This is a genomic window from Amycolatopsis circi (assembly GCF_003385235.1).
GTDB lineage: Bacteria > Actinomycetota > Actinomycetes > Mycobacteriales > Pseudonocardiaceae > Amycolatopsis > Amycolatopsis circi.
The window spans coordinates 12,153-31,727 of sequence record NZ_PQIA01000028.1; the positions used below are offsets into that span (position 1 = coordinate 12,153).

Here is a 19,575-nt window from a genome sequence, read left to right on the forward strand (position 1 = left end):
AGCCGGGAATTCGGAAGTGACCCCTGTGCCGCTCACCGGGATCCGCCTCGCTCGCGACGACGAATTCGCCGCCGTCGCCGCGTTGCGCTGGCGGTGGGTCGCTGACCAAGGCGGTCCGCTGCAACGCGATCGGGCCGAATTCGTGCGCGAGTTCGCCGACTGGGCTCGCGCGCACGCCGAGACGCATCGCTGTCTCGTGGCGGTGCGGGACGAGCAAGTGCTCGGGATGGCGTTTCTCGCGCTCACCCCCAGAGTGCCGACGCCGCACGACTTTTCGCGGGTCTGCGGCGATGTGCAATGCGTGTACGTCATTCCGGAAGCTCGGGACAGCGGCGTCGGCGGCCTCCTGATCGAGGAAACCCTGCGGCTGGCCGCGGAATTCGGGCTGGAGCGGGTGACCGTGCACTCCTCGGATCGCGCGATACCTGCCTACGCGCGGCACGGATTCGCGGTGTCGAAGAACCTGCTCCAAAGCGAACTGCGGATCGCGACCGACGTCCCGGCTAACCGAACGTATTCCTAGGCCCCTCCGCGGTTTTCCCCTTCGCCAGCTCCCGGAACTGCTGTGCGGTGTGCTGCACGAACGCCGCCGATTGGCGGGAGTCCAGGGAGAACTCGCGGATCCGGTCCGCGACCTCGCAGTAGGTGTCGTTCCCCTCGTCGAGGAGGAAGGCCCCGGAGTGCTGGTGCTCGAAGTAGACGATCGGATCGCCGACCTCCACGTAGTACACGCAAAACCGCCCGGCCAGTCCCGAATGCCCGCCGCTGCTGGCGGGCACGACGCGGACCGACAGCTTCGCCGACGTCGCCATCAGGTCGGCGAGGAACCGCAGCTGCCGGGCCATCGTCCCGGGTCCGCCGATCGGATTGCGCAACGCCGCCTCGCCCAGCAGCACCTCGCACGGGATCGCGCCGGGGCCGACCACCAGCGGGCGGCGCATCATCCGGATCTCCGCCTGGCGTTCCGCGTCCTTCACCGGCAGTCCGTCGGCGAGGAACAACGCCCGCGCGTAGTCCGGGATCTGCAGCAGCCCGGGCAGCAGGAGCGGCTGCCATTCGACGACCGACGTGGCGGCGCGTTCGCAGGCGAGCAGCCCGCCGAGGTGGTCCGGGTCGGACTGTTTGCCGCGGGCGACCCAGCCCGGTTCGGCGGTGCCGCGCGCCAGTTGCAGGATCCGCTGTTTCTCCGCGCCCACGACGCCGAGCGCGCCGAGGATGCCCGCGACGTCCTCCAGTGCGGGAACCCGTTGTCCCAGCTCCCAGTTCGACACCAGCGCGGGGTTGGTGCCGACTCGCCGGGCGAGTTCGCGCAGTCCGAAACGGGCGTCGACCCTGGCCTCGCGCAGTGCGGTGCCGAGGGTGCGGATCCTGGGGGTGAGCATGGCCGTGCCTCGCATGGCCGTCTTTGTAGGTGTCACCAAATGCGAACACCTCTAGCTGTCACCCGAAGGTGGGCAACGGGCCGGTCGCGCCCCGGTTTTTCGGGGCGCGACCGGCGGTGTGCGTCACTTCAGACCGGTCGCCTCGGCCGCGGCGGGGTCGGAGTCGGCGAGGAACGTCTTGCAGCGCTCGTACTCCTCGGCCTCGCCGATGCGCTCAGCGGCCAGGCCGAGCACGGCGAGCGCGCGCAGGAAACCCTGGTTCGGCCGGTGCTCCCACGGCACCGGGCCGAAGCCCTTCCAGCCGGCGCGGCGGAGCTGGTCGAGGCCGCGGTGGTAGCCGGTGCGGGCGTAGGCGTACGCGGCGACGGTCTCGCCGCCGGCGAGCGCGCGTTCGGCGAGCGCGGCCCAGGCCTCGCTGTAGTCGGGGTGTTCGGCGGCCACGGAGGTCGGGTCCGTACCGGAGTCGAGCGCGGCCTGCGCGTCGGTGTGCTCGGGCAGCAGCGTGGGCTCGGGGCCCAGCAGGTTGTGCGTCATGCCGCCATTGTGCCCACGATGCCCCCGGGTCAGAGGAACAGGCTGGTCAGCACGCCCCCGCCGGCCAGCACGAGGGCTGCGATCAGCACGGCGGCGACAGCTCGTTTCGGCATCATGGGCCGACACCCTGCCGTGCCGCGCCGGGCGCGGGCAAGTCCGCCACCCGTAGGGGTGAACCCCGGTTTTTGCCCCTTCTCCCGCCGCGTGCTCTTGCGGCAGGGAATGATGGCGCCTATGACGAAGGCGGTTGAAGACGTCGCCCGCCCCGCGGTCCCTCGCGGACCAGTGGGCAAGACCAGGCTTTTCTTCGCGACGCACTGGCACCGCGGCGCGCCGGGACAGCCGGCTCCGGCGTGGGTGCTGCGGTTCTGTTACGGCATGTGGCTGACCGCGTTCGCGTTCAAGCTGGTCGGGTCGTCGTGGGACATGTCGTGGCACTTCAAGTGGCTGCGCGACGACCTCGCCCCGCCGCACCTGATCAACACCGTCGGCACGGTGATCATCGTCGTGCTGGTCGCGATCCACAGCTACACCGGTCTCGGCTGCGACCGGCGCTCATTGCGGCTCATGCAGGCCGGGCTGATCGTGTTCCTGGTCGCCGCGCCGCTCGACGTGATCAACCACCGCGTCAACGGCCTCGACCTGACCGCGTGGAGCCCGTCGCACATGATGCTGTACCTCGGCACCGGCATCATGCAGGCGGGCGTTCTGCTCGGCTGGCTGCGGCTGTCCCCGCCGGGCCGCTTCCGCACCGGCGTGCTGCTCGCGCTGTGGGCGTTCTTCCTGGAGAACACCTTCTTCCCGAACGGACAGCAGGAGTACGGCATCCTCGGCCTGCGGGCCTGGGAACGCGGCACGCCCGAGGCGGAGCCGACGCTGCTTTCCTTCGCCGCCAACCAGATCGGCCACCCGGTCGACCGGGCCGCGGTGCTGCACTTCACGATGCCGATCCCGGAGTGGGTGTATCCGCTGTGGGGGATCGGCGTTTCGGCACTCATCCTGGTGCTGGCCCGCAAGACCGTCGGACGTCGCTGGGCCGGGCTGACCGTGGCCGGCGCGTATGTCGCGTACCGGAGTTTGATGTGGGCGCTGCTGCTGGCGCTGGGCTTCCCGGTGTCGACGGTGCCGTTCTATCTGCTGGCTGTCGGGCTCGCGGTGGATCTGGCCTTCCTGCTGCCGCGACCCGCGGCGGCCGGGGCGGTTTTGGTGACGGTGCTCGGGTACGGCGCGTTCTGGGTGCAGTCGCAGTTGCGGCCTTGGCTGCTCGGGGAGTCGCAGACGGAATCGGCGCCGCCGGTGGCGTATTGGACGGCTTTGGTCGCCGTGGTGGCGGTGTTCGCGTTGTGGGCCGGGGCTGGTCCGGCGAAGGAGCGGTGGGCTTCTCGGCGCGCGCTGGCGGCGTAGCTCGGCGCTGCCATTCGAGTGATTCGCGATCGTCGTCGTCCCAGCTTGATCCCTTTCCGGAATACTGCGGACACCTGCAGTAACCTCGGGGAGGGGGTTCCGTGGCGCTCAGTTCGCACGCCCGAAAGCGGCAGCGGGCCGCAAACCTGGTCTCGGAGCGGTATCCCGGGCTGAACTCCTTGCAGCGCAACGTTTTCGCCGAGCTGGTGGCGCGCACCGCCGAGGGCTGGCAGCTCGCGGTGCGGACCGGATCTGCCTCGGCCGCGGATGCTTACCTGATCGGCCGGGTCGGGGTGTTCGCCATTGTTGTCGCAGATCCAGCCCCGGATACCGGGACGATGCAGGCGGTGCTGCGGCAGGTCGACGAACTGTTCGCCGCGTTGTCGCTTCCCGGCGATCGGCGCATCGCCGCGAGCGCGGTCACCCCGGTCGTGATCGGAGCCCCGGATTCCCCGGCCGGTCCGCGCAATGCCGGGCCGTTCTGGTCGCTGCCCGCCTCCCGGCTGGATCTGCTTTTCCGGCGCGACACAGTGCATCTGACCACGAAGCAAGTCGCGCGGATCGCCGGCGAGCTGCGACCGCGTCTGGACGGGTACGACTGGCCGAGCATCGAGGCGTCGGCCGCGGAAGAGGAACCTATCGAGTTGCTCTCGGCGGAGAGCGTCGCCGAGAATCAGCTGGCGGCAGCAGTGGAGCGGCCGTTCGACACGTGGATGACGTTCCTGCACCCGGACCAGGCGGCGCTGGCGACGCGAAACTACGGCGGTCCGGCCCGGATCAGCGGACCGGCCGGCACGGGCAAGACCGTGGTGGCACTGCATCGGCTTCGGCATGCCGGAAGGCGGAGCACGGGCCCGTTGTTGTTCACGGCGTTCGTGCGGAACTTGCCGCCGGTGAGCGAAACCGCGTTCCGACGGCTGGCGCCGGAGATGGCGGACCGGGCGGAGTTCGTCAGCCTGCACTCGTGGGCGAGCGCCTTCCTCGCCAGCCGGGAAATCCATCTGAACATCGCGTTCGAGACCGCGTTCAGCCTTGCCTGGAGAACACACAGCAGCGCGCTTCAAGACGCCGGGCCGCAGTACTGGGCGGACGAGGTGCACCGGGTGATCAAGGGCAGGGGCATCAAAACCCTTGCGGAGTATCAGCGGGTGATCCGGCGCGGACGGCGACGACGTCTCGACAATCGCCAGCGCGCCACGGTCTGGCAGGTGTATCTGGACTACCAGAAGAACCTCGCGGAGCGAAACGCCCACGACTTTGACGATCTCCTGGCACGAGCGCTGCGGGAGCTTGAACGGCAGCCGCTCGAAGAGCCGTACGCCGCGGTGGTCGTCGACGAAGTGCAGGACATGACGCTGACCGGCCTGCGGCTGCTTCGCATGATCGCCGGCGACGGACCGAACCAGCTGCTGCTCGTCGGGGACGGCCAGCAACAGGTCTACCCGGGCGGCTGGCGGCTTTCCGACGCGGGAATCCCCGTTCAGGGCCGTGGCGAGGTGCTGAAAGTCAACTACCGCAACCGCGTCGGCATCCTGGATTTCGCCCGGCGGATCACCGCCCTCAACGAGGTCGACGACCTGGACGGAGCGGCCGGGGTCGCACTGCGCGACGCGGCCGCGGTCAACGACGGCGGGATCGCCAAGTCTTGGGAGGGCACCGAATCCGAGCTGCCGAACGCACTGGTCGCCGCGGTGCGAGGCCTCGACATTCCGCTCGGCGAGACCGCGCTGATCACCTTCAGCAACCGGGATGCCCTGCTGTGCCGGAAGCTGCTGGACTCGGCTGGTGTCGCCACCCAGCCGATCGACCAGCACACCGGCGAAACCGGCGACCGGCTGTACGCGGGGACCGTGCACAAGGCGAAAGGACTGGACTTCCGCGCGGTGCTGGTTGTCGACTTCGTGCGTCCGGAGCCGGAAGACCCCGCCACCGAGCAGGAGAAACGCGAGCTGCGGAACCGGCAGCGGCTCGTCGCCGCCACTCGCGCGCGGGATTTCCTCTGGTGGGCCACCGTGAAGTCCTAATTGGACAGAAGGCGGCGGTAGTAGTCGGTGGCCGGTTTGATGCCGTGGTCTGGATCGGCGTTGTACAACCCGTCCGCGCCCTTCGGGCCGAAACTGTACGGCTGATACAGCGTCGCACAGGATGGTTCGGTCTTGGCAAGTCGTTGCCAGCCTTGCCATTCCGCGTCGTAGCGGGCCAGGTGGTAGCGCATGACGGCGTTGTCGTACCCGCCAGCGTAGCCGCGCAGCATCACTTCCCAGCCGTGGTGCACGACTCGGTGCCAGGCTTGGCCGTAGCGCGCGGACACTCGCAGGTACGTCCGGTCGGCGCGATCGCGCAGCGGGATCGTGCCGGACAGCGCGACGATTTCGTCCCACATCCGGGCAGCGTTGGCTTTCTCGGCGAGGACCGACTCGACCCGGCCCTTTGCGATTATTGCGTCATAATCGCTGGTCAGATCCTTGTCGGAGCCGCCGAGGAACTGGTCGCGGGTCCACATCAGCCTAGTCATTGGGTGGACCACACTGTAGTGCCCGCGCAGCACGGCGGCCGCCGAAAGCAGCGCCAGACGACGGAACCGGCGGACCTGATCGCCGTGCAAACCGAGCCTCGTGGTCGCGTATTCGGTGAACGCGCCTTCCTCGCCGCAGCCGGTGTCGCGGGTCCAGCGGGCGATCACCCAGGTGTTGAGGTCGCACCAGAGTTCGTTGTGCAGATACGGTCCGCGCCAACCGCCGCCGCGGGACCAGGTCCAGATTCCGGCGATGATCGGATTGCTGGCTACCTCGGCGAGTCCGATCGGCCCGGTGCGCGGCTGGGTGCGGAATTCTTCGAAACCGTTTACTACGCCGTCGATCACGTAATTCGGGAACGCGCCCTTGCCCTCGTACTCGCGCTGGCATTCCACCTCGATGATCTGCCGATGCTTGCCGACGCCGATGGTGCGGTTGAACGGAATGGTCCGCCAGAAGTCTTTCTCGGTATGCTTGATCGAGAAGACCAGGTTCTCGTGCGTTTCGACCTGGCCGGTCACCTGCCGGTAGAAGTCCGGGTCACTGGTCAGCTTGTCGCTGCCGGTGGACCAGGTGCGGTAGAAGACCCGCTTGCCGCGCAGGCACATCTCGTCGCGCAGGATGCCGAGCAGCGTGAGGTGGCTTGTGGCGCCGTTGGTGATCGGGTTGTTTCCGGTGTGGAACGGGACGTTCTGCACGTACGTCTCTCCGGTACGCACGACAATTCCGTCCAGGCCAGGGAAACGGGTGCAGATCTCGCGCAGCATCAGGCGGTGGATTTGCTGAGTGAGCGGGCGGTCGAAGCTGATTCTGCCTTGACCGTCGAGGATTTGGTCGCCGTACAGTTCGACCAGGCGTTTCGGCAGTACGATGATGTCGGTGAAGAAATACGCCGCGATGCCCGCCGCGTGTGCTCGCGCGATGTGTGCGTCGATCTTCTTCGCGGTAGCTTCAACCCAGGCGCGGCCCGGTGAGTTCTCCGGGAAAATGCGCTCGTCGAAGGTTTCGAAGGTGATCGCGGTCTGCGGCGGGGTGAACTCGTTGATCACCTGACCGTCATAGCCGTAGCTCTTCAAGGTCACGGGATCGTTGAAGCGGCTGGAAAACAGTGGTTCGCCAGGGTTGTTCTGGACCATGTCGAGCAGGAAGGGCAGCCGTCGGCCAGCGGGTTTCGCGAAGGCTGTCCCGGTGGTGGCCGCGAGAGCCGCGAGGGCGACCCCGCCGCGCAACGCCGTCCGCCGACTGGTTTCCCACGCTGCGCCCATGCCCGCGCCTCCATAGTGATCAGAATAGATCTGATGTATTGACTGTGAGCGTAAGAACAGCCTTGAGCCTCGTCAACCGTCACGCTGTCGCATTCATGCTTGTGAACAAGTGTCTCGGCAAGACAGAATCCTTGCCTTTGCCTTCTGCGAACTGGTACGCCTGGAAGTCAAGACATCTGATGACCGCCGCCGCGACGGGAGTGGATGCGTCATGGACCAAGCAAGCATCAGCCGCCGCAGCGTGCTCGCCGCGGCGGGCGCCGTCGGACTGCTCGGACTCACCGCGACCCAGGCGCAAGCCGCCCCCACCCCGTGGTACCCCTCCGCCAAATTCGGCATTTTCATTCACTGGGGCGCTTATTCAGCCGCGGCCTGGGGCGACGCGAAGCACGCCGCGGAGTGGTACCTGTACGCCATGAACGTCACGGACCCCGCGCGCGGCACCGGAACCCGTGACCACCACTTGAAAACTACGGTGCGGACTTCGCGTACGACCAGTTCATCCCGCGCTTCACCGCCCGCCGCTACCATCCGCAGTCCTGGGTGCGCCTGTTCGAACAAGCCGGAGCCCGGTATTTCGTGCTGACCTCCAAGCACCACGACGGTTTCCAGCTGTTCCGCAACACCGCGTCCGACCGCAATTCCGTGCGCTTAGGCCCAGGCCGCGACCTGGTCGGCGAACTCTTCTCGGCCGCCTCCCACTCCCGTCTCAAACGCGGCCTCTACTACTCACTGGGCGAGTTCTACAACCCCGCACTCGGCACCCCGCCGAGAAACCCATACACCGGCACAGAAATCCCGTACACCGGCTACCGCCCAGTCGCCGACTACGTGACGCAATACGAGCACGCACACCTGAAAACCCTGATCGACCACTACGATCCGGATATTCTATGGGCAGACGGCCAGGGCTACCACGAATTCGGCGGCGGACCGATCTTCCGGCCGAAGACGTGGGACTGGCGCAGCGACGAAATCCTGTCCTACTACTACCGGCACGCCGCCGACCGTCCGCACCCGAAGAGCGTCCTGGCAAACGACCGCTTCGAGGCATCGCACGCGGATTTCGCGACCGTAGAAGGAGATAACAAGAAGTACGTCCTGCGGCCGGACCCGTGGGAGGCTTGCCTGAACATCGGAAAGTCGTGGGGTTACAACGAAAACGAGGATCCGGCGAAGATCAAATCCTCGGTACAGCTGATCCGCCTGCTCGCCGAAGTCGTCAGCAAGAACGGAAACCTGCTGCTCAACATCGGCCCGCGCGAGGACGGCACGATCGCGGACTGGATGAGTTCGCGCCTGCTGGACATGGGCCGCTGGCTGCGCCTCAACAGCCGCGCGATCTACGATTCGACACCCTGGATTCGAGCGATGGACGGCGATCTCTGCTACACCCGCACGCGCGGCGCGTTCAACCTGATCCCACTCCATTGGCCCGGCTCTCGACTTCTCGTGCCGGGAGATGTCCCGATCACGGGCCGCTCGCGAATCCGCTTGCTGGGCGGGAATTCCCGGCCGCTGCCGTGGACGCGCACTGCGGACGGGATCGTGCTCGACCTGCCGAGGCACCGGACGGATGACTTCACGGAGGAGTACCCGGCGGTGCTCACGGTGACGGAGTGGTAGTTGACCAGACAGCCAGCTGTAGCTCAATGAGCTACAGCTGGCTACACTGGCACCGTGAAGGTGATTACCCAGCGAGAGTTCCGCAACAACTCTGCTGCCGTCATGGACGCCGTCGAGGCAGGCGAGATCTACTACGTCACTCGCAACGGCGTCGAGGTGGCCGAGTTGCGACCCATATCGCGCAGGCGTCGCCTTACCGCAGAGGAGTTGGTGGAGCGGCATCGGAAGTTGCCCACGGTTGAGGCTGTCCAGCTACGGCGGGAAGCTGATGAGTTCTTCGGCGCCGAGGACCGCGTGGGTGCCGACGACGCGTGGGAGCAGTCTCGTGGCTGAGCGCTACGAGGCCGGCGTGCTCGACACGTGCACTTACCTCGACCTCAGTCTACTCGATCCGGTGGCATTGCCGAAGATCCCAGAATTGACCGCGATCACCATGGCCGAGCTACACCAGGGCGTGGCGATGGCGAAAGACGCCGCCGTCCGTGCAGCGCGCACCGAGAAGCTCGGTGCCGCCCTCGTCGACTTCGCGTCACTGCCGTTTGACGGCGAGGCAGCGGCCCGATACGGCACGCTGGTCGCGCTGGTTCTCGCGGCGAAGCGAGACCCTCGACCTCGCCGAATGGACCTGATGATCGCCGCCATCGCGTCTTCGCGGGACCTGCCGCTCTACACCCGCAACGCAGACGACTTCAAAGGCCTGGGAAACATGGTCGAGGTTATTGCTGTTTGAACAACTGCGTTTCCAGTTGCTATCGCTGAATACAACTCACTGGATCCGTCGTTTGAATAGCGTTTCAGGCCGCTTCAACTGGGTCGGTGAATTTAGCTTGCGCTTCCATACTTTTTTGGGACGAGGTCGCGCGCTCAACACACCGGTGATGGTCGTACTCCTGCAGTTCCGGTTGCGCTGGGCTAGCTCTTGAGCTGATCCTACGTCTCAGGGATGGGAGTCCCGTTCGGCCGCACGCACGGCGATGTTGTTGTCGGCGTCCCGCGACACGGGCCTGCGTCGAGTAATCCTCGACTTGCCGGTTGGCCTGGCCAGCGGTGATCGTGGGCTGCGTGCCGCTTCCGCAAACGGACGCGAGCCGCATAAACCTGCCTAAACAAAGACAGGAAGGCCGCCTCCACAAAGAAGACGGCCTTCCCCTTAGAAAACCCAATCAGCCCAGCTTCTGGCCAGCCGAACCCAGCGCCTGCGTAGCCTCGACCACCCGGTTCGCCATGCCCGTTTCAGCGGCCTTCAGGTAGCTGCGCGGGTCGTAAACCTTCTTGTTCCCGACCTCGCCGTCGATCTTCAGCACGCCGTCGTAGTTCTTGAAGAAGTGGTCCGCGATCGGGCGGGTGAACGCGTACTGCGTGTCCGTGTCCACGTTCATCTTCACCACGCCATACGACACCGCCTCGCGGATTTCTTCCGGGAGGGAGCCCGAGCCGCCGTGGAAGACCAGTTCGAAGGGCTTCGAGCCGGGGTCAAGGCCGAGCTTCTTCGAGGCCGCTTCCTGGCCGCCCTTGAGGACGTCCGGGCGCAGCTTCACGTTGCCCGGCTTGTACACGCCGTGCACGTTGCCGAACGTCGCGGCCAGCAGGTAGCGGCCCTTCTCACCGGCGCCGAGCGCGTCGATCGTCTTCAGGAAGTCGCCCTCGGCGGTGTACAGCTTTTCGTTGATCTCCGCCTCGACGCCGTCTTCCTCGCCGCCGACCACGCCGATTTCGACCTCGAGGATGATCTTCGCCGCCGCGGCCTTGGCGAGCAGTTCCTGGGCGATCTCCAGGTTCTCGTCCAGGTCGATGGCCGAACCGTCCCACATGTGGGACTGGAACAGCGGCAGGCCGCCGCCGCGGACGCGTTCGGCGGAGATCTCGATCAGCGGGCGGACGAAGCCGTCCAGCTTGTCCTTCGGGCAGTGGTCGGTGTGCAGCGCGACGTTGACGTCGTACTTCGCCGCGACCACCTGAGCGAACTCGGCCAGCGCGGTCGCGCCGACAACCATGTCCTTCACCTTCTGCCCGGACGCGAACTCCGCGCCGCCGGTGGAGAACTGGATGATCCCGTCGCTCTCCGCCTCGGCGAACCCGCGGATCGCGGCGTTCACGGTTTCCGACGAGGTCACGTTGATGGCCGGGTAGGCGAACTCGTTCGCCTTCGCCCGGTCGAGCATCTCCGCGTACACCTCGGGGGTGGCGATGGGCATCGGTTCCTCCTCGAGACGACTGGCTTCTACAGCGGCATCGTACGAGGTGGACCGGCCGCGCCGACCGGTCCTACCTCACACGAGACGAAACCGACTGGAGCGATTCAGAGCAGCTCCGCCGCGATTGCCCGGTAGGCAGGGAACGGATCGTCGTCCAGCGACTGCACACTGACGTGCTCCGCCCCCGCGTCGAGGTGCGCCTGCAGGCCCTTGGCCAGGGCTTTCCCGTCCCCGTGGACTGCGAGCGCGTCGATCAGGCGGTCGCTGCCCTTCCCGGCGATGTCCTCCTCGGAGAAGCCGTGCTTGCGCAGGTTCGCGGTGTAGTTGGACAGGCCGAGATAGAACTGCACGGTCTTGCGGCCGGTCTCGCGCGCCCGCTCCGGATCGGTGTCGAAGACGACCTTCTGCTCCGGCGCGAGCAGCGCCCCGGTGCCGACAATCTCGCGTGCGGCCCGGGTGTGTTCCGGGGTGGTCAAGTACGGGTGCGCGGCGGCGGTGCGGTCGCGGGCGAGTTCGAGCACCTTCGGGCCGAGCGCGGCCAGCGCGCGCGACTCCTTGGGCACCCCGGCCGCGTCGAGCGCGTCCAGGTATTCGACCAGCGCCGCGTACGGCTTCTTGTACTCCTGCGTGTGCTCGCGGTGGCCCGCGCCGACGCCGAGCAGGAACCGTCCCGGGTGTTTGCCCTCGATCCGGTGAAACGCCCGCGCGATGTCCTCGGGCGCGTCGGCCCAGATGTTGACGATCCCGGTGGCGACCTTGATCCGCTCGGTCGCGGCCAGCAGGTCGTCGACGATCGCCAGGTCGCCGCCGGGAGAACCGCCGAGCCAGATCGTGCCGTAGCCCAGTTTCTCCACCTCGGCGGCGAACTTGCCGTCCACCGCGGTCGACGTCCGCCAAACGCCTAGCTTGCCCAATTCGATAGCCATGTCCCGCCCAACGCGCGAGAACCCGGTTTTCCTCCCGCCCCGGCCGGATTAGGTTCGAAAGCATGACCAAGCTCGGTACTACGGAATTGGACATCCACGGCCTCAACCTCGGCTGCAACGTCTTCGGCAACACCGTGGACGAATCCGCGTCCTTCACTGTTCTCGACGCGTACACCGCGGCCGGCGGCAACTTCCTGGACACCGCCAACACCTATGGCGGCGGAGGCGGCTCCGAAACGATCATCGGCAACTGGTTCGCCAAGCGCGGCCGCCGCGACGACATCGTCCTCGCCACCAAGGTCGGCGGGGGAGACCAGCGCCCCGGCCTCGGCGCCGCGAACATCGCCGCAGCGGCCGAGGAATCGTTGCGCCGCCTGCGAACCGACCATATCGATCTGTACTACGCACACGTGGACGATCTCGACACTCCGCAGGAAGAAACCCTCGCCGCGTTCGACCAGCTCGTGCGCGCGGGCAAGGTCCGCTACATCGCGGCGTCCAACTACGAACCGGACCGGCTCGCCTCCGCACTGTCCATTTCGGACCAGAACGGCCTCGCCCGATACGTGGCCCTGCAACCGCACTACAACCTGGTCGAGCGGGATTACGAGCGAGAGCTGGCCCCGCTCGTCGCCCGCGAAAACCTGGTGACGCTGCCGTATTTCGGACTGGCCAAGGGGTTCCTCACCGGCAAGTACCGTTCGAAGGACGAGCCGGGCGACTCGCCGCGTGCTCCGCGGGCGCTGGCATACCTCGACGCCCGGGGCGAACGAGTGCTCGCCGCGCTGGACGAGGTGGCCGCCGCGCGCCAAGCTTCGGTCGCCGCTGTCGCGCTCGCGTGGCTGCGTCAGCAGCCGACCGTCGCCGCGCCGATCGCCAGTGCGCGCACCACGGAACAGCTGGCCGACCTGCTCGCTTCGGTCGAGCTGAACCTGACCGACGCCGAACTCACCGCTTTGGGCGAAGCGTCGAACTGATACTTACCGAGGAGTAGCTTACTGCGGGTAGGTTGTTGTACGGTGCCCTCCGGACAGGCAAAACCGGCTCAGGAGGGCACCGTGGCTCATAAGCAGGTCGACGGCAAGGTCGTGCTCATCACCGGAGCCGCTCGCGGGATCGGAGCCGGCCTGGCCGAGCGGCTCGCCGCGCGCGGAGCCAAGGTCGCGCTCGTCGGGCTCGAAGCCGCCGAGCAGGAAGCGGTCGCCAAGCGGATCGGGCCGAGCGCGAAGTCCTGGGAAGCCGACGTGACCAGCTGGGACGACCTCGAACGCGTCACCGAGGGCGTGGTCGAGCACTTCGGCGGCATCGACATCGTCATCGCCAACGCGGGCATCGCGACCGCCGGATTCGTGCGCTCGGTGGACCGCGCCGCGTTCGAGCGGGTGATCGAGGTCGATCTGCTCGGCGTGTGGCGCACGTTCCGCGTCACGCTCCCGCACGTGATCGAACGCCGCGGCTACCTGCTCGGCATCTCCTCGCTCGCCGCGATCACCCACGCGCCCGGCATGGCGAACTACGCCGCTGCGAAGGCCGGCGTCGAAGCGTTCTGCAACAGCCTCCGCGCGGAGGTCGCGCACCTCGGTGTGAAGGTCGGCGTCGCGCACCCGACCTGGATCCGCACCGACCTGGTCGAAAGCGCCGACGCGCACCCGGTGTTCGGCAAGCTGCGCTCCGGGATGCCAGGCCTGCTCGGCAAGACCTACCCGCTGGACGTCGCGCTCGACGACCTGGAGGCCGGGATTCTGCGCCGCGCCAGGACGATCCACGTGCCACGCTGGGTCGGCGGGCTGAAGCTGCTGCGCTCGTTCCTGCCGCCGATCGTCGAACTCGGCGCGCGGACCCGGGTGCCGGCAGCGGACCGGGCCGCGCTGAAGGACGTCGAGGAGCGCGGCGCGTTCGAGTCGTCGGTCAACGGCCACGGCGGGCGCGCGGCCACGAAGCGCAACTGAGGAGCGCCATGTCCCGTCGCGACCAGATCCGGATGGCCCCGGACGAGGTGCAGGCCTACCTGGCCGAGCAGAAGGTCATCAACGTGGCCTCCGTCGGCCCGAACGGCAGGCCGCACCTCACCGCCCTCTGGTACTACCCGCACGAGGGCGGGGTCGCGACGTGGACGTATGGCACCTCGCAGAAAGCGAAGAACCTGCGACGACTGCCCGAGGCGACCGTGCTGATCGAAAGCGGCGACGCCTACGACCAGCTGCGCGGGCTTTCCTTCGAGGCCGACGTCGAGTTCGTCGAGGACACCGACCAGGTCACCGCGATGGGGATCGCGCTGATGATGCGCTACTCCGGAGCCGAGCCGGGCGCGCCGGTGCCCGACGAGCTGCGAACGTTCATCGAACGGCAGGCGCCGAAACGGGTCGGGCTGATCCTGCGTCCGACGAGGATCGCGAGCTGGGATCACTCGAAACTCGGCGGCACCTACTAAGGCACTAGGGCCACGAAGCTGAGTCCCGAAGTACGTTCCGCCAGGTCGAGAGCGGTTTCCGGGTCGTCGAGGCCCACCTTCAGCAGCTCCACCGCGGAGAGGTCCAGCACACCCGAGCGGACCAGGTTCCATACCCTCGTCACCGTCTCGCCGTCGCTCATCCAGGAGCCGCGCAGGGTGAGCCTGCGGTGCATGAAGTCGCCGTACGGAATGGTGAGGTCCTGGCGTACGCCGCCGACAAGCACCAGCGTGCCGCGCACCCGCAGGCTGTCGTAGGCGGCCATCGTCGCGTCGGCCGTGGGCGTGGCACCGAGAGTGTCGAGGGCTATGTCGACGGGGCCGATGGCCGCCGCGTCCGTCGCGCGATCGCCGGTCAGCTGGTGCGTACGCACGCGGGAACTGAGTTCGGCCAGCCGGTCGAGCGACACCTTGTTGCGGCCCACCGCCGTCACCGTCGCCGCGCCTTCCGCCAGCGCCAGCATCACCGCCGCACCGCCCATTTGACCGGTCGCGCCGATGATCGCGACGTCGCGTCCGGCCAGCGGACTTGCCGTGCGCAGTCCAGCAGCGGCAACACAAAGCCACGGCAGAAACGCCAGCCGCGCCGGGTCCGGGCAATTCTCGGCACCGGGCAGTTTGACCATGGTTTCCTTGGCGCACAACGCTTTCTCCGCGAAGGCACCGTCACGCCACACCTCGCGCATGCGGTCCGTGCGCTCGCTGCCACCAGAACCGCCCAGGCCGACCCAGCCGACCAGGATTTCGTCGCCATCACCCGCGTTGAGCAGCGCCGTGTCCAACACGACGTCGCCCGGTGCGACATGGAAGACGTCTGGCGCGACGTCGGTCACGCGCCCGATGCACGAGGGGCCAAGGATCAGCGGGGTCAGCAGGCCACCGCGTCCGCCCGTCACGACCGCTTTCGCGTAAGCCGGGAGGTGCGCCGCGAGCACCTCCACGACTACGCCACCGCCTTGGAGAGCGGGTTCCGAAACCTCGGAGAGGCGCAGGTCGTCGTCTTGTGAAGCAACAGTCCAAGCTCGCATACGACAAGCCTCGCGCGGCGTTAAGCTGGTATCCAGAATCGCTTTATTCTGGTACTGGAGGTTCTAGGGTGAGCGTCGAACTGGGCACTTTCCTGCGCAGCCGCCGCGAGCGGATCGCCCCGGCCGACGCGGGCCTGCCGCTCACCGGACGCCGCCGCACGCCTGGGTTGCGCCGCGAAGAGCTGGCCCTACTGGCCGGAATCAGCGCCACCTGGCTCACCTACCTCGAACAGGGCCGCGACGTCCGCCCGTCCGACCAGGTGCTCGACGCCCTGGCCCGCGCACTCCGGCTGACCAGCGCCGAGCAGGAACACCTCCGCCGCCTCGCCGATGGCGGAGAAGCCCCCGAGGACGCCCCCGAAGAGGCTGCGCCCGAGGTCGCGGGCGTCCCGGCGATGCTGGGCGACAACCCCGCGTACGTCACCGGGATTTGTTACGACCTGCTCGCGTACAACGACGCCGCCGCGGAGCTGTTCCGGAACATCGAACCGGGCGCGAACGTCGTGCGCTGGATGTTCACCGAGCCCGCGGCCCGCGAGGTCCTGATCGACTGGGAGCAGGAGGCGCGCAACATCCTGGCCCGGCTGCGGGCGATCGCCGGACGGCACCCCGACCACCCGCGCGTGACCCGGCTCGTGGCCGAACTGACCGAGGCCAGCCCCGAGGTGCGCGAATGGTGGCCGCACTACGAAATCCAGTTCAGCCACGCAGGTCACAAGCGTTTTCGGCATCCCCGGCTTGGGGTGGTCACCGCGACGCACGCCGCGTTCCACGTCGCCGAGCGTCCGGAGCAGACGCTGGTGGTCTATCGGCTGCCGAGCGGTACTGGCGAGTAGGAAGTACTTTCGAGTAACTGTTACCTGAGGTAACATCAACGCTGCCAGACCCCCAGCGCAGCGGAGGCCGACAAGATGACCGAGCGGTTCAAGGTCGTGATCGTGGGCACCGGGTTTTCCGGGCTCGGCCAGGCGATCCAGCTCGAAAAAGCGGGCATCCGGGACTACGTGATCCTGGAAAAGGCCGACGAGGTCGGCGGCACCTGGCGGGACAACTCGTACCCGGGCTGCGCGTGCGACGTGCAGTCGCACATGTACTCGTTCTCCTACGCGCAGAACCCGGACTGGAGCCGGTCGTTCTCGCCGCAGCCGGAGATCTTCGACTACCTCAAGGGCGTCGCCGACAAGTACCGCCTTCGCGAGAAGATCCGGTTCGGCGTCGAGATCACCGGTGCGCACTGGGACGAGGGCGAACGCCGCTGGACGGTGGAGACCAAGGGCGGCACCGAGTTCTCCGCGCAGTTCCTCGTCGCCGGAGTCGGCGGGCTGCACATCCCGCAAATCCCGAAACTGCCGGGGATCGCCAAGTTCAAGGGCCAGACCTGGCATTCGGCGCAGTGGAACCACGAGTTCGACCTGGCGGGCAAGCGGGTCGCGGTGATCGGCACCGGCGCGAGCGCGGTGCAGTTCGTGCCGAAGATCGCGCCCGAGGTCGGCGAACTGACGCTGTTCCAGCGCACGCCGCCGTGGATCATGCCGAAGCCGGACCACGCGATGCCGGGCTGGGCCAGGCAGTTGTTCAAGCGCGTGCCGGGCACGCAGCGGCTGTACCGCAACGCCTTGTACTGGATGCTCGAATCCCGCGCGATCGGGTTCAACGGGCATCCGAAACTCATGCAGGCCGCCGAGGTTCTCGCGCGCAGGCACATCGCGAAGGGCATCAAAAACCCCGCGCTGCGCCGGAAAGTCACGCCCGACTACACGATGGGCTGCAAACGCGTCCTGCTGTCGAATGACTATTTCCCGGCGCTGGACCGGCCGAACGTCGACGTGGTCACCGACGGCGTCGCCGAGGTCCGCGCGCACAGCATCGTCGACACCGCCGGAGTCGAGCACGAGGTCGACGCGATCATCTACGGCACCGGTTTCAAGGTGACCGACGCGCTGGAGTACCTCGACATCACCGGCGTCGGCGGCCGCAATCTCGCGAAAACCTGGTCCACCGAAGGAATCCAGACGCACAAGGGCATCACCGTGTCCGGCTTCCCGAACCTGTTCTTCCTGCTCGGCCCGAACACCGCGCTCGGCCACAACTCCGTGGTGTTCATGATCGAATCGCAGTCCCGCTACGTGGTCGACGCGATCCGGCTCGCCGATTCGCGCGGCGCGGCGGCGCTCGACGTGCGGCCGTCGGTGCAGGACGAATTCCAGGAGCAGATCCAGGCCAAGCTCGTCAAGGGCGTGTGGACCCAGGGCGGCTGCAAGAGCTGGTACCTCGACGCGAAGGGCGTCAACCGGACGATCTGGCCGGGCTTCACCTGGCGGTACTGGCTGGAGACGCGGCGCGTCGAGCCGAGCGACTACGAGCTGAGCGGCCGGTCATGAGTGCCGACCACGAGCAGATCGTGCTCCACGCGCGAGACGTGGAGTTCGACTTCTCCAAGCTGCCGATGCACTGGATTCCCGGGCAGCCGCAGGCCACGCACAGCATCAACGTGCTGCATCTGGCGCTGCCCGAGGGCGAACGCTGGTTCGTCGAGGTGTTCAAGCAGGCCGTCCCGCTGATCCGCGACGAGCGGCTCAAGGAGGACGTGCTCGGGTTCATCGGCCAGGAGGCGATGCACGCCCAGGCGCACGACGGCGCGGCCGAACATCTGGAGTCCGCCGGGGTTTCCGTGCGGCCGTACATCGCGCAGATGGAGTGGATGTTCCGGCGGCTGCTCGGCGACCGGCCCCGATCGAGCCGGGAATGGCTGATCGAACGGCTCGCGATGGTCGCGGCGATCGAGCACTACACCGCGTTTCTCGGCCAATGGATCCTCGACGCGAAGGAACTCGACGCGGCCGGTGCGGACGAGACGATGCTGGATCTCCTTCGCTGGCACGGTGCGGAGGAGGTCGAGCACCGATCGGTGGCCTACGACCTGTTCTGCCACCTCGACGGCCGTTACGGTCGGCGAGTGCGGTCGATGATCGTGGTGACGCCGGTGCTGGCGTGGGTTTTCTTGCGTGGCACGCGATTCCTGATGAAGAACGACCCGACGCGACCCGGCCGCGCGAACTTGCGGGCCTACCGCCGCGCCGCCCGCCGCGGGCTGCTGCCGGGACCGGGCGAACTGCTGCGCGAGATCCGGCCGTACTTCCGGAAGTCCTATCACCCCACGGAAACCGGCAACACCGATCAGGCGGTGGCGTACCTGGCGAGTTCGCCCGCGGCCAAGGCCGCCGACGCTCCGCGATGACCGCACCGCAGTTCCCGCCCCGGCTCGACGGCAGCGGCAGGCGCGACCGGCTGATGTCCACTTTGGTCGCCGTCGGCGCGGCTTACCGGCGGCTGGCCGAGATTTCCGGCCGACGGCGTCCTCCGGTGCAAGAAGTCGACCGTCGATTGCCGTTGGTCGTCGATGCCGTCCGCACCGAAGCCGACGGCGTGGTGAGTCTCCGGCTCGTACGTCCGGACGGAAACCCGTTGCCAGCTTGGCGTCCCGGCGCGCACATCGACCTGCTGCTGCCTTCGGGAATGGTGCGGCAGTACTCGCTGTGCGGCTCGCCTTCGGACCTGTCGCATTACCGGATTGCCGTGCGGCGCATTGGTTCCGCGTCCACCGAGGCACACACGCTCACTGCCGGAACTCGCGTCACAGTGCGCGGTCCGCGCAACGCTTTCCCATTCGTCACCGCGCCCGCATACCACTTCATCGCGGGCGGAATCGGGATCACGCCGATCCTCCCGATGGTGCATCGCGCGGAGGCGAGCGGCGCGGACTGGCGGCTGGTCTACACCGGCCGCGACCGGGAGTCGATGCCGTTCCTCGACGAACTCCCGGCCGAGCGAGTGCGGATCCGGCCGGACACAGAATTCGGCATCCCGGCGTCCGGCGCGGAACTGCTGGAGGAAATGCCCGCCGGAGCTTCGGTGTACTGCTGCGGCCCGGTGCCGATGATCACCGGCGTCCGCGTCGACCTGGCCCGCACGGGTGCCGCCGCAGTGTACTTCGAGAGATTCTCGCCGCCGCCGATCGTGGACGGCGAGCCGTTCCGCGTGATCCTGCGGCGCAGCGGCCATACGCTCGACGTGCCCGCCGACCGCTCCACGCTCGACGTCGTGCGCGAGGTGCTGCCCGACGTGCCGTACTCGTGTCGTCAGGGCTTCTGCGGCACCTGCGAGGTAGCGGCCGAAGACGGCGGGCGCGTGCGGATTTGCGTCGAGCGTGGGGCGGCGGTGCTGGAGTTGTGAGTGTTTACGCCGGTTAG

At 67.5% G+C, this 19,575-nt stretch carries 19 protein-coding genes and 1 pseudogene; 14 read left to right on the plus strand and 6 right to left on the minus strand.

The window, feature by feature from the left end; genetic code table 11:
* The first annotated feature begins 16 nt into the window (after positions 1-16).
* Positions 17-523 carry a GNAT family N-acetyltransferase gene (locus D0D37_RS15030; protein ID WP_116201149.1) on the plus strand — a complete coding sequence of 169 codons (507 nt, stop codon included), beginning with the start codon at positions 17-19 and terminating at the stop codon, positions 521-523.
* On the opposite strand, the gene D0D37_RS15035 is transcribed toward D0D37_RS15030, so the two are convergent.
* Positions 504-1,397: a helix-turn-helix domain-containing protein gene (locus tag D0D37_RS15035; protein ID WP_167493534.1), complete on the minus strand. Its 894-nt coding sequence runs from the start codon at positions 1,395-1,397 to the stop codon at positions 504-506. The two genes, D0D37_RS15030 and D0D37_RS15035, sit on opposite strands and share 20 nt — an antisense overlap.
* Before the next feature lie 108 nt (positions 1,398-1,505).
* The gene (locus D0D37_RS15040) at positions 1,506-1,916 is read right to left on the minus strand and encodes a DUF3151 domain-containing protein (RefSeq protein WP_116201151.1); all 411 of its coding nucleotides are present in this window, start codon (positions 1,914-1,916) and stop codon (positions 1,506-1,508) included.
* A 234-nt stretch (positions 1,917-2,150) separates the two neighbouring features.
* On the opposite strand from D0D37_RS15040, the gene D0D37_RS15045 reads away from it, so the two are divergent.
* Both D0D37_RS15045 and D0D37_RS15050 read left to right on the plus strand, forming a co-directional pair.
* Positions 2,151-3,320 carry a hypothetical protein gene (locus tag D0D37_RS15045; protein ID WP_208719958.1) on the plus strand — a complete coding sequence of 390 codons (1,170 nt, stop codon included), beginning with the start codon at positions 2,151-2,153 and terminating at the stop codon, positions 3,318-3,320.
* A gap of 101 nt (positions 3,321-3,421) precedes the next feature.
* On the plus strand, positions 3,422-5,344 hold the full coding sequence (locus tag D0D37_RS15050) for a UvrD-helicase domain-containing protein (protein ID WP_116201152.1): 1,923 nt from the start codon (positions 3,422-3,424) through the stop codon (positions 5,342-5,344).
* On the opposite strand, the gene D0D37_RS15055 is transcribed toward D0D37_RS15050, so the two are convergent.
* Positions 5,341-7,101, minus strand: coding sequence for a hypothetical protein (locus D0D37_RS15055; RefSeq protein ID WP_208719959.1), 1,761 nt, complete (start codon positions 7,099-7,101; stop codon positions 5,341-5,343). The genes D0D37_RS15050 and D0D37_RS15055 overlap by 4 nt on opposite strands.
* A gap of 211 nt (positions 7,102-7,312) precedes the next feature.
* Here D0D37_RS15055 and D0D37_RS48815 point away from each other — a divergent pair, with 211 nt between their 5' ends.
* From D0D37_RS48815 to D0D37_RS15075, 4 genes and pseudogenes are all read left to right on the plus strand, one after another.
* Positions 7,313-7,687, plus strand: coding sequence for an alpha-L-fucosidase (locus D0D37_RS48815; RefSeq protein ID WP_116201153.1), 375 nt, complete (start codon positions 7,313-7,315; stop codon positions 7,685-7,687).
* Positions 7,579-8,727 (plus strand): annotated as a pseudogene (locus D0D37_RS15065) (alpha-L-fucosidase); the annotation flags it as partial. The gene D0D37_RS48815 and the pseudogene D0D37_RS15065, both read left to right, overlap by 109 nt.
* Before the next feature lie 54 nt (positions 8,728-8,781).
* Positions 8,782-9,060: a type II toxin-antitoxin system Phd/YefM family antitoxin gene (locus D0D37_RS15070; RefSeq protein ID WP_116201155.1), complete on the plus strand. Its 279-nt coding sequence runs from the start codon at positions 8,782-8,784 to the stop codon at positions 9,058-9,060.
* Between the two features lie 16 nt (positions 9,061-9,076).
* The gene (locus D0D37_RS15075) at positions 9,077-9,457 is read left to right on the plus strand and encodes a type II toxin-antitoxin system VapC family toxin (RefSeq protein ID WP_208719962.1); all 381 of its coding nucleotides are present in this window, start codon (positions 9,077-9,079) and stop codon (positions 9,455-9,457) included.
* 433 nt (positions 9,458-9,890) lie between these two features.
* On the opposite strand, the gene fbaA is transcribed toward D0D37_RS15075, so the two are convergent.
* Together fbaA and D0D37_RS15085 are read right to left on the minus strand one after the other, a co-directional pair.
* Positions 9,891-10,922 (minus strand): class II fructose-bisphosphate aldolase, encoded by a 1,032-nt coding sequence (fbaA, locus tag D0D37_RS15080; protein WP_116201157.1) that lies wholly within the window; start codon positions 10,920-10,922, stop codon positions 9,891-9,893.
* A 104-nt stretch (positions 10,923-11,026) separates the two neighbouring features.
* Complete coding sequence (locus D0D37_RS15085; RefSeq protein ID WP_116201158.1) at positions 11,027-11,848, minus strand: LLM class F420-dependent oxidoreductase; 822 nt, start codon at positions 11,846-11,848, stop codon at positions 11,027-11,029.
* A 62-nt stretch (positions 11,849-11,910) separates the two neighbouring features.
* Between D0D37_RS15085 and D0D37_RS15090 the strand changes: the two genes are divergently transcribed.
* The 3 genes from D0D37_RS15090 to D0D37_RS15100 all read left to right on the plus strand — a co-directional run bounded on the left by D0D37_RS15090 (position 11,911) and on the right by D0D37_RS15100 (position 14,279).
* Positions 11,911-12,825: an aldo/keto reductase gene (locus D0D37_RS15090; RefSeq protein WP_116201159.1), complete on the plus strand. Its 915-nt coding sequence runs from the start codon at positions 11,911-11,913 to the stop codon at positions 12,823-12,825.
* An 81-nt stretch (positions 12,826-12,906) separates the two neighbouring features.
* On the plus strand, positions 12,907-13,797 hold the full coding sequence (locus tag D0D37_RS15095) for an SDR family oxidoreductase (protein ID WP_116201160.1): 891 nt from the start codon (positions 12,907-12,909) through the stop codon (positions 13,795-13,797).
* Positions 13,798-13,805: 8 nt separating this feature from the next.
* On the plus strand, positions 13,806-14,279 hold the full coding sequence (locus D0D37_RS15100; protein ID WP_116201161.1) for a pyridoxamine 5'-phosphate oxidase family protein: 474 nt from the start codon (positions 13,806-13,808) through the stop codon (positions 14,277-14,279).
* Here D0D37_RS15100 and D0D37_RS15105 read toward each other — a convergent pair.
* Positions 14,276-15,325: a zinc-binding dehydrogenase gene (locus tag D0D37_RS15105; RefSeq protein ID WP_116201162.1), complete on the minus strand. Its 1,050-nt coding sequence runs from the start codon at positions 15,323-15,325 to the stop codon at positions 14,276-14,278. The two genes, D0D37_RS15100 and D0D37_RS15105, sit on opposite strands and share 4 nt — an antisense overlap.
* 68 nt (positions 15,326-15,393) lie before the next feature.
* Here D0D37_RS15105 and D0D37_RS15110 point away from each other — a divergent pair, with 68 nt between their 5' ends.
* From D0D37_RS15110 to D0D37_RS15125, 4 genes are all read left to right on the plus strand, one after another.
* On the plus strand, positions 15,394-16,161 hold the full coding sequence (locus D0D37_RS15110; protein WP_116201163.1) for a helix-turn-helix transcriptional regulator: 768 nt from the start codon (positions 15,394-15,396) through the stop codon (positions 16,159-16,161).
* Between the two features lie 75 nt (positions 16,162-16,236).
* Positions 16,237-17,706, plus strand: coding sequence for a flavin-containing monooxygenase (locus tag D0D37_RS15115; RefSeq protein ID WP_116201164.1), 1,470 nt, complete (start codon positions 16,237-16,239; stop codon positions 17,704-17,706).
* Entirely contained in the window at positions 17,703-18,563 is an 861-nt protein-coding gene (locus tag D0D37_RS15120; protein WP_116201165.1) for a metal-dependent hydrolase, read from the plus strand. Before D0D37_RS15115 ends, D0D37_RS15120 begins: the two co-directional genes overlap by 4 nt.
* The gene (locus D0D37_RS15125; protein ID WP_116201166.1) at positions 18,560-19,558 is read left to right on the plus strand and encodes a PDR/VanB family oxidoreductase; all 999 of its coding nucleotides are present in this window, start codon (positions 18,560-18,562) and stop codon (positions 19,556-19,558) included. The genes D0D37_RS15120 and D0D37_RS15125 overlap by 4 nt, the downstream gene beginning before the upstream one ends.
* The last annotated feature ends 17 nt before the right edge of the window (positions 19,559-19,575 follow it).

Excerpts from the sequence above, each read along its gene's own strand:
- D0D37_RS15120 (WP_116201165.1), top strand. The coding sequence starts at position 17,703 with ATGAGTGCCGACCACGAGCAGATCGTGCTCCACGCGCGAGACGTGGAG.
- D0D37_RS15035 (WP_167493534.1), bottom strand. The coding sequence starts at position 1,397 with ATGCGAGGCACGGCCATGCTCACCCCCAGGATCCGCACCCTCGGCACC.
- D0D37_RS15090 (WP_116201159.1), top strand. The coding sequence starts at position 11,911 with ATGACCAAGCTCGGTACTACGGAATTGGACATCCACGGCCTCAACCTC.
- D0D37_RS15105 (WP_116201162.1), bottom strand. The coding sequence starts at position 15,325 with ATGCGAGCTTGGACTGTTGCTTCACAAGACGACGACCTGCGCCTCTCC.
- D0D37_RS15125 (WP_116201166.1), top strand. The coding sequence starts at position 18,560 with ATGACCGCACCGCAGTTCCCGCCCCGGCTCGACGGCAGCGGCAGGCGC.
- D0D37_RS15040 (WP_116201151.1), bottom strand. The coding sequence starts at position 1,916 with ATGACGCACAACCTGCTGGGCCCCGAGCCCACGCTGCTGCCCGAGCAC.
- D0D37_RS15055 (WP_208719959.1), bottom strand. The coding sequence starts at position 7,101 with ATGGGCGCAGCGTGGGAAACCAGTCGGCGGACGGCGTTGCGCGGCGGG.
- D0D37_RS15085 (WP_116201158.1), bottom strand. The coding sequence starts at position 11,848 with ATGGCTATCGAATTGGGCAAGCTAGGCGTTTGGCGGACGTCGACCGCG.
- D0D37_RS15045 (WP_208719958.1), top strand. The coding sequence starts at position 2,151 with ATGACGAAGGCGGTTGAAGACGTCGCCCGCCCCGCGGTCCCTCGCGGA.
- D0D37_RS15115 (WP_116201164.1), top strand. The coding sequence starts at position 16,237 with ATGACCGAGCGGTTCAAGGTCGTGATCGTGGGCACCGGGTTTTCCGGG.
- D0D37_RS15100 (WP_116201161.1), top strand. The coding sequence starts at position 13,806 with ATGTCCCGTCGCGACCAGATCCGGATGGCCCCGGACGAGGTGCAGGCC.
- fbaA (WP_116201157.1), bottom strand. The coding sequence starts at position 10,922 with ATGCCCATCGCCACCCCCGAGGTGTACGCGGAGATGCTCGACCGGGCG.
- D0D37_RS48815 (WP_116201153.1), top strand. The coding sequence starts at position 7,313 with ATGGACCAAGCAAGCATCAGCCGCCGCAGCGTGCTCGCCGCGGCGGGC.